We start from the raw sequence: 14,873 nt of genomic DNA on the forward strand, positions 1-14,873 counted from the left end.
CGCTGGTATATAATACAATCATGTTAATTATATTTAGGTCCCTTTTTAATTATTTTTATATTTTTTATTTTTCAACTATTTTTACACCAAATATTTATCTATGTTAATACAAAAATAGTACTACCTTGAAAAGACATATGTCTATGGTTCTGTGCTACAATATCAATCCCAGATTAAAATATAGATATAAAAAAAGTAGATATATTTACTTAATTATATATTATAAATTCTACTTTAATCTTCTATCATTTCTGAGTGAAATTTATTTCGGTCTAAACCCTTAGGAGAATTTCACAAGATTTTTTCAGAAATGATAGACTACCTTAAATACAATCTATGATTTATATATAGCAAACTATATCTACTATTATTTAATGTTTTTATCTTTCCCAAGATAATATATAAAGAATAATTAATGAGGAACCATACATAAAACATAAAAAAACTACTATTATGCTCTAAGAACAAACTATCATTAAAATTTACTTGTTAGAACTTTATTATTCATATATTTTATCTTCACATAAATAATTATCTAAAAAAATAATACTAAAATTTCAAATGACACATCTTAGAAATGAACTTTCATATTCCTTAATCTTAATATACACATTATACTTAAAGTATATTATCACTCTCTAGATACGTAATATTCCATATATTAAGAATACAATATATAAAAACAGGAATATATATAATCAATAATATAATTAGAGCAAACATTTAATCTTTTATAATTATATATACCTTATTTATATATACTATTTTCTTAAAGATAATCTGTATAGAAAAATAACATTCTTTATATACTCTACTTTCCCAAGATAATCTATAATAAAAAGCTATGTTTTAAAACTGTTAATATTATAGGATAAGAGCGAACTGGCATTGGAATTTGATTTTTAGAATTCTTAATGAAGATTTGTCAAATTAATTGCTTGTCAACAGTGAAAATCCAAATTTTATATTTGGTTCTTCGAACTTTCACAGAGTACAATCTTTGATTGGGAACACGCATTAATTGGACTAATATTTATTTTAGAATTCTTAAATCAAATTCCTCTGTCCATGAGCTTTACCCTATAATATCAACTCTATTTCATGAAGATAATCTCTATTTAAAATTAAAATGGTAGATATATTTGCGTAGTGATACATTGTAAAATTTTGATTTAGTGTTTCATCATTTCTGATGTGAAATTTGTCACTGTCTGAACCTTTAGGTGAGTTTGACAAAATTTCATTTCAGAAATGATAGAAACTCTTAAGCAGAATTTACTAGTATCCGTAGCAAATAATATCTACCATTATTTAAACCTCAGATTATCTTATCCAAGCTCCATTTGCTGCTAATCTGTATCCATCTACAGTTGTATTAGAAAGCATTCTTCCTGATCCTTCTAAATAGTACCATGCTCCATTATCATTTAACCAACCAGTTTTCATTGATCCGTTAGAATTTAAATAGTACCAATTTCCTCTATCATTAAGCCATCCTGTCTTCATAGCTCCAGATTCTTGCATGAAGTACCAAGTTCCATTAACATATTGCCATCCAGTTAACATATTACCATTGCCATTTAAGTAATACCAATTTCCTCTGTCATTAAGCCATCCTGAACTTGCCATAGAACCATCAGCATTTAGATAATACCAGTTTCCATAAGGACAAACCCATTTATTAGATTGCATTATACCATTGTAATCCATGTAGTAATACTTTCCATTTGAGTTAACCCAGTTATTTTTTATTTGATTTCCAGCTGTATCAAAGAATATCCAATTTCCATTAGCATCTTGATCCCAACCAGTCTTTACATCTGGATCTGTTTCTGATCCTGAATTTGAATCACTCTTACCATCAATTACTGAGTAAACTTCATCATCTTCATTCCAAACAACCATATTGTCTTTATCATAAACAGATAGTTTTTCCATTGATCCATCTACTCTATAAACTTTATCCCAATCTTCATCATTATCCCATTTATAAACAAATCCACCCTTTAATGCCCAAAGGTTACCATCAACATCTATATCAAATGAAGTTTCAGTAGCTAAATCTTGATCTGAATCTTTAGATATATCTGTATAATAATGTCCACTTCTTGATTTTAGTGAAATTGTTTGTGCATTTATATTTTCACCATCAACTTTATATTCAATAAGTTTTCCATTAACTGCTGTAAATTCTCCACCTAATAAATCTTCTTTATCTGCGTCTTTATCGGAAATCACATAGTTATTTACAGTTCTAGCATATTTAGCTCCATCAATATCCTTAGAAGCTTGAGCTTTAGATATTTTTTGGATAACTTCAAAACTTACTGAAGAACCATCTGCTGATTTTTTGAATACATCAGAATGTTCATCAATTTTAACACCATTTATTTCTTCTAATGCAAGCTTAGATGTACCCGTACCCTTTGCAGCATTTGCAACATTTTGAATTTCAGTAGCATCAGATATAGCTTTTTCTTTTGCAGCATTTGCAGCTGCTATTGCTTTTGCATCTTTTTGCGTTGCATCTGTTTCAGCATCATATGCATTTTGAGCAGCATTAACTATAGCATCTTGTACTGCTTTTACAATACCTGTAGCACCAGCTGTTAAAGCATCTTTTATTTCTTGAAAAGTTGTCTTTCCATCAGTTAACTTATTAGCTTCTGGAGTTACAACACTTACTGCTGCAGCTGTTGTTTTAACTGTTTCTACAGTTGCCCCCTCTAAGCTTGCTTCCTTGTCAACTTGATCTTTTATTGCCTTTTTAACACTACCTTCGATATTAACACCTTCAACTGCATTTACAGCCTCTTGAATATCTCCAATTGTAGCTTTATCTGAAGTGCCTTCAGTAATTAATGAGTTATCAACATTAATTGTAATAGTTGCTGTTCTATAAATATTGTTAGAATCTTGAGCTATTACATCTGCATCTGAAACTTTTGCACTTAATGCTTTTTTATTGTCTCCAACATTATATTTATCATCTGTATTTTCTATATTTACACTCTTACCATCTGCTCTTACTCTAACTTTTCCTAAGTTATAATCAGCATCAATATAATTTCCTTTTCCATCTGTATAAACAGTTAATTCACTATTTTTATCAGTTGCTCCATTAGTTATATCTTCAGCTTTATAAGTAGTCTTATACCAAGTTTCACCATATTTTGAACCTTTAAGTTCTTCTAAGTTATTCTTAAGAGCATCATGATCTGAATATCTATCGTCAGCTTTATTTTTAATCTTTCTTCTTAATGATGTAGCAGCATCATCTTTATTTTCATCTCTTAAGCCATCATCATAAACTTTACCTGTTGATAAATCAACTGAGTAATCGCCATCATCAAATTGAAGATTTTTTTCTCCAAATACTCTTGTAAATTCTGAACCTGTATCTATATCTTTTAATTCAGAATATTTTCCATTATTTAAGAAATATACTGCTTCAGTATCTTCATCTTTTACATTACCATCTATAATAAATTTACCATCTTTATAAGCTTGTGCACTATAAACAGTACCTTCCTTAGATTCTATTCTTTTATAAGAAGCAGCATTTACTCCTGTTGCTGGAACTAGTGATGTTACAGCAGCTACTGCTAATAATACTGATGTTATTTTATTTGCTCTCTTTATCATACTTCTTCCCCCTGATATATTTTTTTTGCACCCCTGGGGTACCACTGGGGTATCCCAGAGGTGCAATTTTTATATACGAAATTGTAAATTTTATAACACTTATTTAGTTTATATTTTTAAATATTACACTTTTATTTAGTTTTGTTTTGATTTCTATATTATCAAATTAATTGATTTTAGATTTTAATAATAATTTATTTATTATTTTTGATTTTATTTTGTATTACGGAAATTTTTGATTTTTATAATTTTTATATAAATATGTTTTAAAACATAATTATTATTTGTATTTAAAATCTTAAGTCTTAACCTGTTAAACATCTAATCTTATTTAATTTAATTGATATTTTTATCATATTAAATTTCTTAAAGAATTTATCTCTTTTTTTTACTCATCTGTTATATAATACAAGTAAAAAAAGTTATTTGGGTACCTTTTTGAAAATTTATTTATTTTTTGTCGATTTTACAGTTTAATTATTATGAGTAATCAATATATATCTTCTAATTAAGCTAATATATTTATAATCTTTTATATAATTTTTATAGAAAATTATACCTTTGAATTAACAATATCTAGTCAGAAGCATATATATCATAAATTTTCTATATAAATTCCTTACTGTATTAGTAAGTAATACCATTTATAAAGATTCTAATATTTATCTTAATGAGCAACCTTTATAGAACTTATATAATTTAGATCTTTAAGATAAGACTTAAGATAAGAAATAAATAAGGTAATTTTAATCGTACTACTTTAAATTATAGTTTTAAATATATAGCTTTAGAGTTAGCTATAAACATGGATCAATAAAACTATTTAAACCCAGTGTACTATTAAAAAAATTAGTGGGAATTTATTTCCTGTTTAACTGTTTCACTATACAATACAATATTGATTCTAAATTTCGGGCCTTATTTTAAAATTTTCTCTTATTTTTTTATTTTTTTAATAAAAAAGTTAAATACAATTAATTTTTCATCCATAAAGTGTAATTATATTCCTTTTTATGGATTATTATAGGCATATGAAAATTATTTATTTTTATACATATTTAACTAAGTATTAAATTTTACTTCTTTCAAATAATAATAATGTCAATATTAATATTTCTAACTGATTCAATGTTATCTTCAGTTTTATTAATCTCTTTGAGATACTGCTTCATCTTATTAGCTTTAAAAAACATTAAGGAAGTGAAATTTTATATGAGTAATGAAAATGCACCTTACCTTCCAAAGGTAAGAACAGATTATCATCCAACAAGCGATCAAATAGAAAGTACTTCTGTTGATGGTTCTGTGTCAATTGATTTACCTAATCCGGCAATTGATAATATTGTTGTAAATAATATTGCAAATGCAGAATTTGATTATACTCAAGATTTGATGACTCCAGAAGAACTTGAGTTAAATAATAATGCAACAGAAAAAAACTATATTAAATATTGCAATCAATATTAGCACTCTTAATAATAGCACTCTCAAAACAATGTTAAAAAAATTTTTCATAAAAAATAAGAGCAAACTTTAATAAAAAAGTTTGCTCTTATTTTTATGTATATATTTCAATCTTTTATTATATAAAATTATTATTTTTGATAAATATTGTAATTTTTTCTTTTTTTTTGATATAATATTACTTAATTATAGCATTTATAATTTAATTATAAAATTGGTTTTTGATAACTATTTCCTTATCTTAATACAAAGATAATCATTGCTTCGAAGAATAATAATACATAAAAGGAAGTGTAAATTTATGAAAAAACTTAGCTTAAGTGTAAAAGTTACTATAGGTATGGGCTTTATAGTATTCTTATGCTATATAACAGTCTTTTCTACAATTTTATTTAACTTACATTCCCAAAGCATAAATGAAAGTGAAAATTTAGCTTATGAAATATCTAGTTCATCAGTTAAGCAAATTACACAAGAATTTAAAGACCTTGAACTTATTTCTCAAGGGTTAAAAAGTGCAGTAACTAAACAAATAGATGCTGGAATACAAAATAGAGACTCAGTTATAGAAATGGAAAAAGAGATTCTAGATGTAAATCCAAATATTTTTGCTGTTACAGTAGCTTTTGAAGCAAATTCATTTGATGGAAAAGATCATCAGTATATAGGGAGACTCGATTCTGGAGTAAATGGGGAATTTATGCCTTATGTAAGTAGAGGAGATTCTTCAAATTCCTATGTATTAGAAGAATCTTATAGTACTCAAGAAGATACAAGTTGGTATGATAATACAAAAAATTCAAAAGATCTATATGTATCTGAACCAGCAACATATAATGTTGATAATAAAGATGTACAGTTAGTATCAATTTCAATGCCTATACTCAATAAAAATAAAGATTTTTTAGGAGTTATTTCCTTAGATTATAATCTAGATACATTAAATAATATTATTTCTGAAAAAAAACCTCTTGGTGGATTTGTAGAACTAATATCAAATAAAGGTGTTTATGTAGCAAGTGGACAAGATCCTTCCTTAATAATGACAAATGCTAAATCTAATGATGAAAATTGGGCAAACATTATAAAAGAAACATCTCAAGGAAAAGAAGTAAAAACATATGGAAAATCTGCTATAGAAAATAAAAATATACTAATAGTTTCAATGCCTGTTAATCTTCATAATAAAAATAGTGATTGGGTTTTATGTAGTGAAATCCCTAAAGAAACTATACTAAGTGGATATAATAATATATTTAAAATTATTTTGGAAATAGCTATAGTTTCCTTAATTATTGTTAATGTTGTAATAGCTTTTATAAGTAAAAAGATGATTAAGGGTGTAGAATATGCAGATTCTCAACTCAATTTATTATCTAAAGGTGACCTTACTATAGAATTTAATAATTCTTATCTAAAGATGGATAATGAAATAGGTAGAATGTTTAATTCTATGAATAATTTAAAGCAATCTTATAAAAATATAATAAAAAATGTCCAAGATGAATGTAAAGCAGTACTTGATTCTATAAGTAATGCTAATGCTAAAGTTCAGGAATTAAATTCAGAAATTGCTGATGTTTCAGCAACAACAGAAGAATTATCTGCTGGAATGGAAGAAACTGCTGCTTCAGTTGAAGAAATAAATTCTTCATCAATGGAAATGGGTAATAGATTAGATTCAGTAGTTTCAATTATAAAAGACGGAAAGAATACTGCAAAAGAAATAGAAAAAAGAGCTATAAATTTAAAATCAAAATCAATACAATCCCAAGAAAAATCTAATACTATAGCTGCTGAATTAGAAGATAATTTAAAAATCTCATTAGAAAAATCAAAGGCTGTAGCTCAAATAAATTCATTAACTGATAAAATATTAGAAATAACTTCCCAAACTAATTTATTAGCATTAAATGCTGCAATAGAATCTGCAAGAGCTGGTGAAGCTGGAAAAGGATTTGCAGTGGTTGCAGATGAAATAAGAGTTCTAGCTGAAACTTCAAAAGAAACAGCAATTAAAATTCAAGAAATAAGTAAAGAAGTAAATGATGCTGTTAATTCACTTAAAGAAAGTTCTTATGATGTTATAGAATTTATTAATACCCAAGTTATAAATGACTATACTAAACTTGTAAATACCGGTGAACAATATCAAGAAGATTCAATCGTATTTAATAAATTAGTTACTACTATTAGTGAAACCTCAGAGGAATTACGTAATTCAACAGAAAACATAATTGCTGCAATTGATGGTGTTTCTGATGCTACTGCTGAAGGTGCTAGTGGTACAAGCATTATAGCTACAAAATCTTCAGATATAGTAAATCTAACTGAGCTCTTTGTAGAAGAAACTCAAAAGAGTAAAGATTCTATTTCTAAATTATTAGAATCAGTATCAATGTTCAAAATTTAATTATAATTTATACTATCGATATTTTGGTGTAAAGCTCATGGACAGAGGAATTTACTTTAAAAACTCTAAAATAAAGTTTAGTCCAATTAATGCATGCTCCCAATCAAAGATTGCGGACAAGCAATTAATTGTACAAATCTTCATTAAGATTTCTAAAAAGCAAATTCCAATACCATTTCGCTGTTACACCAAAATATCAATCTCTATAAAAATATAACTTAAATCTAAAATAAATAACCCCTGAGTTATAAAAATTACTACTATAGTAAGATTTATATCTCAGGGGTTATTTATACTACAATATTAATGTTTATTAAAAATATAGTATTTTTTAATATTGAACATTCCAATTTTGTTTTGTTGCATATAATGAAACTCCATCATTTTCACTGGTTTCAAAGATTGTTACTTTTCCAGTAGTTAAATTATTATATGCGATATTTTTCTTTACACTACCAGAATCTCTACTGATTACTCCTATATCTGCACCAACATAAGTTAAAAAATCTGAAGTTGATGATGTATTTAATCCATGATGTGGTACTTTTAATACATCTACTTTTCCTCCATTTAAAAGATTTAACTTTGAAAAATCTTTTTCTGCTGGCCATTCTATATCTCCAGTAAATAATGCACCTAAATCTCCATAATTTAAATATACAACTGCAGATTGGTCATTAAGTATCCAATATTTAGCTGGGATTCTTGAATCAAATGTGCTTAAATAACTCTTATCTGGTTGAATAAATTTTAATATACCTTCTTCATCTATTGCTTTATATTGTACTGCATCTAAAAAAGGAATATCTAATTCTTTTATTGAATTTAAAGTTTTTTGATATACATGATAATCTTTTTTCATATCCTTAATAGTAGAAGCAAATTCTCCTTCTTCTTTTAAATCAGAATAATCTTCCATTCTTGTACGTTTAGGCATATAAATCTTATTTACTTTAAAATTCTTAAGAACTTCATATAATCCACCTATGTGGTCAGAATGAGGATGTGTTATAATCACATAATCTATTGTTCTCTTTCCTTCTGCATCTTCTTTAAGATTTTGATCCTCTAAAAAATCAATTAATGTATTTTGACTTGATTTAGTGTTATCTCCAGTATCAATTAATGCAGTTTCTCCATTTGGAAGTTTTATATAAATACAATCTCCATTTCCAACATTTAGATATTTAATATATAAATGTTCTTCCATTATTCCAGTACCTTGATAAACTCCATTATTATCAAAACGTTGCATTTTTCCATCTATAATTACATTTCCAACTGCTAATTCACTATTTGCTTTAACATAATATTTTTTATCATTTAAATCTATCCATTTATTAGATATCATTTCACCGTCTTTATCAGAATAGTACCATTTTCCATCTTTTAAATAAACTCCAGTTGCTAATATTCCACTACTATGGAAATAGTACCATTTATCATCAATATAGTTTTTTCCAAAAATCATGGCTCCTGATTCATTAAGATAAAATTTATTTGTTCCATCTTTAAACCATCCAGTTTTCATTGCTCCATCATGATCTAAGAAAAACCAATTATAATTAATCAAAGACCAGCCTGTCCTCATTATTCCAAGATCATTAAAGTTATACCATTTATCACCGATTTCTTTCCAACCAACAACAGCTGAATAATCATCATCAAAGTAATATTTATTCTTATGAAGTTCATAATTAGGATCTTGACTTGGATCCATTATTATTGTTACATTGTTTGATGTGCTTGTACCTTTCTTGTGTTCTTTTAACTTATCGTTATCTTTAATTTCTTTATCTTTTTTATCTTCTAGCTTAGAATCTTTATCTTCTTGATTTTTAATTTTTTCTTTATTTTCATCATCTAAAACATCAATATCTTCATTGTTATCTGAATTAATATTGTTTTTTTCTTCATCTAATATCTTTTTGTTTTCTTTATTATTGTCTTGAAAATTATTATTTAAGTTAGCATCCTTTAAAACAGTTTCTATAGTTTGAGGATTAGATTTAGTCCCTTTATATATGTACTCATCTAGTTCAACCCAACCTTTTTTCTTCAACATACCTTTTTCAGTAAAGTAAAATCTTTTTCCGTTTATTACTTGCCATCCTATTTTAGGCTTTACCTCATCTTCTTCATCCAAAAGTTCATCAATAATCTTGTTTGACTCATCATCTAATTTATCATCTGATGCATCAGTTGTTTTTTTATCAGAATTCTTTGTCTTATCCGAGTCAGCCTTCCCCGTAGTATTCTTTTTCAAATCTTTATTTTCTTCTCTATTATTAGATTCATCTATATTCTTATCTTCTGATTCTTTACTAAATTCATTCTTATCAATGCTTGTACTATTCTTTGCATCACTAGTAGTTGATTCTTTTTGTGTAGCTGCAAATGCACTTACTTGAGGACATATCCCACTTGTAAATGCCATAATCATAACTAAAGTTATTACTCTTTTAAACTTATTCTGCATAATATTCATTTGCTAAAATTATATAAAAATTATATTTTGATAATGACTTACGATAAATATATACATTCCAACACCTTAAAAAACGTTATACTTTTTTTGTTTTATATATGTTGTAATATGATTTCTACAATCAAATTTTGAATTTAATTTTAAATTCTCTTCAACAATATAATTTAAACAAATATAGATTTTAAATTGTAATATATATTTTTTAAATTTAGAACATGATATATTAAAAATCCACTCAATAATCGCTTATATAAATTAAAATAATAATTATTAAGTTTACTTGTCCATAGTATATCTCTAACTCATTCATATTAGCTTATATTTAAAATTAAATATATAACTATAAATTTTATTAACTATCATTATCAATAATAATCTTTATAAATTAAAAGCAAAAACCCCTCCCTTCGAAAACTTTTTCAGATTATATTATACCTTATATAGAAAATTTTCTCATAATTATTGTAAAAACTTAAGAAATTTTTAAGTAAGTTACATAAAATAACATAATAGATCAAAGAAACGTTGTCTATTTTTTGACGCAGTATCACACAAAATAGACAAACATACTGGTCTATTATTTTTTTTAATGTACTTAAGTCACATAAAAACAAGACTTTAAATATGTCATAAATACATTATTTAGTATCGGTACTATAATTAACTAACTTTATAGTAAAAAATTATTTTTATAAATTTCATCTCCATTTCAAATAATCTACTTAAAATCTCTTAATATTTTCTTTAGGGGTAAGATCAAATTAAAATTTATCTTTATTATTTTTTTGAATGTTCCTAAGATAAATTTTTATTCTATAACTAGTATCTACATTTTTATAATAGCTATACTTCTAAATATAATAGTAAAATAATTCATATTATAGATACATTTATGAAAAATATATACGATAAAAGAATAAATGGCTATTTTTTTATAGGTTATTTTATATAATTTTAAATGAATAATAGGGAGTGACATTTATGAAAAAACTTAATTTAAGTGCAAAAATTAGTATTGGTATAGGACTATTAGTTTTTCTATGCTATTCAATAGTGTTTTCAACTATATTAATACAATTACGTTCTCAAAATATTACTCAAAGTGAAACTTTAGCTCAAGAAGTTTCAAAATCTTATTCTACAGAAATTTCATCAAAATTTAAAAATTTAGAGCTTATTGTTAAAGGTTTAAGAAGTTCAGTAACTAAACAGATTGACTCAGGAATACAAAATAGAGCTTCAATTATAGAAATGCAAAAAGAAGTTTTAGATTTGAATCCTGAAATTTTTGGAATAACTGTAGCCTTTGAACCAAATGCTTTTGATAACAATGATAATACATATGCAAATTATCCTGAATATGGTGCTAGTGGAATATTTATTCCTTATGTAAGCAGATCTAATAACTCCTACATTGTAACCCCAGCTTATGATTCACAAACCGATATGACTTGGTATAATAAACCAAAAGAGTTAAAAGGTTCATATATCACAGAACCCACTACTTATAAAGTTAATGGAAAAGACATAAATATGGCCTCACTTGCAATTCCAATTCTTGATAATAATAAAAACTTTTTAGGAGTAATCTCTATAGATTATGACTTAGATACATTAAATAAACTAATATCAGAAAAAATGCCTATTGGCGGAACTGTTGAATTGCTATCAAATAAAGGAATTTATGTAGCAAGTGGAGAAGATTCTAGCCTAATAATGAAAGATGCTAAAACAAATAATAAAACTTGGAACAATATAATAAATGAAACATCACAAGGAAAAGAATTCAAAACCTATGGAAAATCACTTACTCAAAATAAAGATGTATTAATGGTAGCTTCCCCTGTTACCTTAGAAGGAAGCAATACTAACTGGATTTTATGTAGCCAAATACCAAAGGAAAATATTTTAGAGAGTTACAATAAAGTCTTTAAAACTGTTATTATTATTGCACTAATTTCACTAATTGTTCTTATAACAATAACTTCTTTTGTAATCAGCAACATGTTAAAAGGAATAAAATATGCTGAAAATCAACTTAAATTACTTTCTAAGGGTGATCTTACTGTAAAATTTGATAAATATTATTTAGATAAAAAAGATGAAATTGGTAGAATGTTTACTTCTATGAATGAATTAAAAAATTCTTATATAAATATAGTAACTTCAATTAAGGAAGAATGTAACATAGTATTGAATTCTATAAACTCTACTAATAATAAAGTTGATGACTTAAATACTAAGATCTCTGATGTATCTTCAACTACTGAAGAAATGTCTGCTGGAATGCAAGAAACAGCTGCTGCAGTACAAGAGATAAATTCTTCATCATCAATTATGGGAAATAAAATAAATGATATGGTTTCAATTGTTAAAAATGGTGAAAAGACTGTAAAAGAAATTGAAAATAGAGCTATAAAACTTAAATCTGATGCAATAGAATCTCAAAAACAATCTTATAATGTAGCTAATAAATTAGAATCCGATTTAAAAATATCATTAAATAAATCTAAAGCTGTAGATGAAATAGAAGAATTAACTAATAAAATATTGGAAATAAGTTCTCAAACAGACTTATTAGCATTAAATGCAGCAATAGAATCTGCTAGAGCTGGTGAAGCTGGAAGAGGATTTGCAGTTGTAGCTGAAGAAATTAGATTACTTGCTGAAACATCAAAAGAAAATGCAATGAAAATTCAACAAATTAATCAAGATGTAACTGATGCAGTTAATGGACTTAAAGAAAACTCTAATGAAGTAATTAACTTTATTAATACTCAAGTTGTTAAAGATTATGATAAACTTGTTAATACAGGAGAACAATATCAAAGTGATTCCGTAACATTTAATAAGCTTGTTAATACAATTGGTTTAACTTCAACAGAATTATTGAATTCTACTAATAGTATAATAACATCTATAGATGAAGTAGCCTTAACAACTAATGAAGCAGCAGAAGGTACTACTTTAATTGCAACAAAATCAACAGATGTAGTTCATCTAACAGAACAGTTTGTAAATGAAACACATAAAACTAAAGATTGTGTAGATAATCTATTAGAAGCAATTTCAATATTTAAAATATAATAATGAACCTCTGGGTTATCCCAGAGGTTCATTAATTTAAAGCCTTAATTTTTTAAAGCTAGATTAAATTTTTCATCCATAAATTTTTTTGTATTTTTTACAACATCTTTCCAATCATCATTTCCAACATACCAAAATTCTGCTGTAAATTTTCTTACACCAAGTTCCCATGACTTTTTAATTATTTCTTCAAAATTAACATGTCCTGTTCCAAAAGTAATCTCTCTAAATTTTCCTGGAACAGTCTCTTTTAAATGTACAGCTGCAATGTGCCCTCTTCCTGTTTCAAAATCTTCAACAGCAGTTGTACCATAATCTAAAGTAGCATTTGTTACATTTCCGCAGTCTGGATAAACTTGAAGATATGGTGAATTAACCAGTTTAACAAAATCCATTGCTTTTTCTACAGTATTCATAAATTCCGTTTCCATAGTTTCAAAAGCAAGTATTATCCCCTTACTTGATGCCATTTCAACAGATAATTTTAAATTTTCTTCAAAATATCTTTTAGTCTCCTCATTCCCTTGTTCATAATAAACATCATATCCAGCAAGTTGAATTATCCTTATTCCTAAATCCGAAGCTAAATCTATAGCCTTTTTCATTATTTCCATACCCTTAGTTCTAGTATCTTCATTCATACTTCCTAATGGATATTTTCTATGACCACTAAGACACATGGTTCTAATACCAATTCCTGTTTTGAACATTAAATCTACAAGTTCTTTTCTTTCCTCACAAGACATATCAAGTCTAGCTAACTTCTCATCTGTCTCGTCTATACTTATTTCAACCGTATCAAATCCACATTCCTTAGCACAATTTAATTTTTCTTCCCATGATAAAGAATTTGGCATCGATTTTTCATATAATCCTAATGTATATTCCTTCATAAGATCACATTCACTTCCTTTACAACTTCTAGTTCAAATACATCCTTTTATATTTCTCTATTCATTTAAAATGTTTTAAGTACAAATTGATTTTTAGTATATATCTGAGTCAAGTTTCCTAATTATAATTTTGTCCATGAGTTTTATACTAAAATATCAATCTATTAAACATGGTATTTTCTATTGACCATAGTAAGCATTAGGTCCATGTTTTCTCATAAAGTGTTTATCCATAAGGTCTTTTGGCATAGATTTAATATTTTGATTAGCTAAAACTTCTGTATTCCATGCCATCATTGCAACTTCTTCCAATACAACTGCATTATGAACAGCTTCCATTGCATCTTTTCCCCATGTAAAAGGCCCATGATTTTTTACTAATACTGCTGGTACATGCTCTGGATTTATATGTTTAAATGTATCTACTATAACTCCTCCAGTATTATATTCATAACTTCCTTTAATCTCTTCTGCTGTCATATCTCTAGTGCATGGGATTTCATCATAAAAATAATCCGCTTGAGTTGTACCATATGGATTAATTCCTCTTCCTGCTTGAGCAAATATAGTTGCCCATCTTGAATGAGTATGAACAATTCCACCTATCTCTTTAAAATCATTGTATAGTTTAACGTGGGTTGGCGTATCTGATGATGGCTTGTACTTTCCTTCTACAACATTTCCATCTAAATCAACTACAACCATATCTTCAGGTGACATTTTGTCATATTCAACACCTGATGGTTTAATTACTATAAGTCCTTTTTCTCTATCTATTGCAGAAACATTTCCCCATGTAAAAGTTACTAAATTATATTTAGGTAAAAGCATATTAGCTTCATAAACTTCTTTTTTTAAATTTTCTAACATATTTAATCCCCCT

Annotated in this window: 7 protein-coding genes; 3 read left to right on the plus strand and 4 right to left on the minus strand. The window is 26.5% G+C overall.

What is annotated here, in order from left to right; translation table 11 throughout:
• Positions 1-1,323 precede the first annotated feature (1,323 nt).
• Positions 1,324-3,645 (minus strand): N-acetylmuramoyl-L-alanine amidase family protein, encoded by a 2,322-nt coding sequence (locus tag ACYUET_RS07695; RefSeq protein ID WP_460278725.1) that lies wholly within the window; start codon positions 3,643-3,645, stop codon positions 1,324-1,326.
• Positions 3,646-4,857: 1,212 nt separating this feature from the next.
• Between ACYUET_RS07695 and ACYUET_RS07700 the strand changes: the two genes are divergently transcribed.
• Together ACYUET_RS07700 and ACYUET_RS07705 are read left to right on the plus strand one after the other, a co-directional pair.
• Positions 4,858-5,112 (plus strand): hypothetical protein, encoded by a 255-nt coding sequence (locus ACYUET_RS07700; protein ID WP_460278726.1) that lies wholly within the window; start codon positions 4,858-4,860, stop codon positions 5,110-5,112.
• Between the two features lie 298 nt (positions 5,113-5,410).
• Positions 5,411-7,522: a methyl-accepting chemotaxis protein gene (locus tag ACYUET_RS07705; RefSeq protein WP_460278727.1), complete on the plus strand. Its 2,112-nt coding sequence runs from the start codon at positions 5,411-5,413 to the stop codon at positions 7,520-7,522.
• Positions 7,523-7,853: 331 nt separating this feature from the next.
• Here ACYUET_RS07705 and ACYUET_RS07710 read toward each other — a convergent pair whose 3' ends face one another.
• Positions 7,854-10,001, minus strand: a complete 2,148-nt coding sequence (locus tag ACYUET_RS07710; protein WP_460278728.1) for an MBL fold metallo-hydrolase — start codon at positions 9,999-10,001, stop codon at positions 7,854-7,856.
• 990 nt (positions 10,002-10,991) lie between these two features.
• Here ACYUET_RS07710 and ACYUET_RS07715 point away from each other — a divergent pair.
• On the plus strand, positions 10,992-13,097 hold the full coding sequence (locus ACYUET_RS07715; RefSeq protein WP_460278729.1) for a methyl-accepting chemotaxis protein: 2,106 nt from the start codon (positions 10,992-10,994) through the stop codon (positions 13,095-13,097).
• Between the two features lie 44 nt (positions 13,098-13,141).
• Here ACYUET_RS07715 and ACYUET_RS07720 read toward each other — a convergent pair whose 3' ends face one another.
• Positions 13,142-13,990 carry an L-ribulose-5-phosphate 3-epimerase gene (locus tag ACYUET_RS07720; protein ID WP_460278730.1) on the minus strand — a complete coding sequence of 283 codons (849 nt, stop codon included), beginning with the start codon at positions 13,988-13,990 and terminating at the stop codon, positions 13,142-13,144.
• 180 nt (positions 13,991-14,170) lie between these two features.
• Entirely contained in the window at positions 14,171-14,860 is a 690-nt protein-coding gene (araD, locus tag ACYUET_RS07725) for an L-ribulose-5-phosphate 4-epimerase (protein ID WP_460278731.1), read from the minus strand.
• Positions 14,861-14,873: the final 13 nt, after the last annotated feature.

It is taken from the genome of Clostridium sp. CTA-5, assembly GCF_054768135.1.

Coding starts and splice junctions, on each gene's coding strand:
- araD (WP_460278731.1), bottom strand. CDS start 14,860: ATGTTAGAAAATTTAAAAAAAGAAGTTTATGAAGCTAATATGCTTTTA.
- ACYUET_RS07715 (WP_460278729.1), top strand. CDS start 10,992: ATGAAAAAACTTAATTTAAGTGCAAAAATTAGTATTGGTATAGGACTA.
- ACYUET_RS07710 (WP_460278728.1), bottom strand. CDS start 10,001: ATGCAGAATAAGTTTAAAAGAGTAATAACTTTAGTTATGATTATGGCA.
- ACYUET_RS07700 (WP_460278726.1), top strand. CDS start 4,858: ATGAGTAATGAAAATGCACCTTACCTTCCAAAGGTAAGAACAGATTAT.
- ACYUET_RS07705 (WP_460278727.1), top strand. CDS start 5,411: ATGAAAAAACTTAGCTTAAGTGTAAAAGTTACTATAGGTATGGGCTTT.
- ACYUET_RS07720 (WP_460278730.1), bottom strand. CDS start 13,990: ATGAAGGAATATACATTAGGATTATATGAAAAATCGATGCCAAATTCT.
- ACYUET_RS07695 (WP_460278725.1), bottom strand. CDS start 3,645: ATGATAAAGAGAGCAAATAAAATAACATCAGTATTATTAGCAGTAGCT.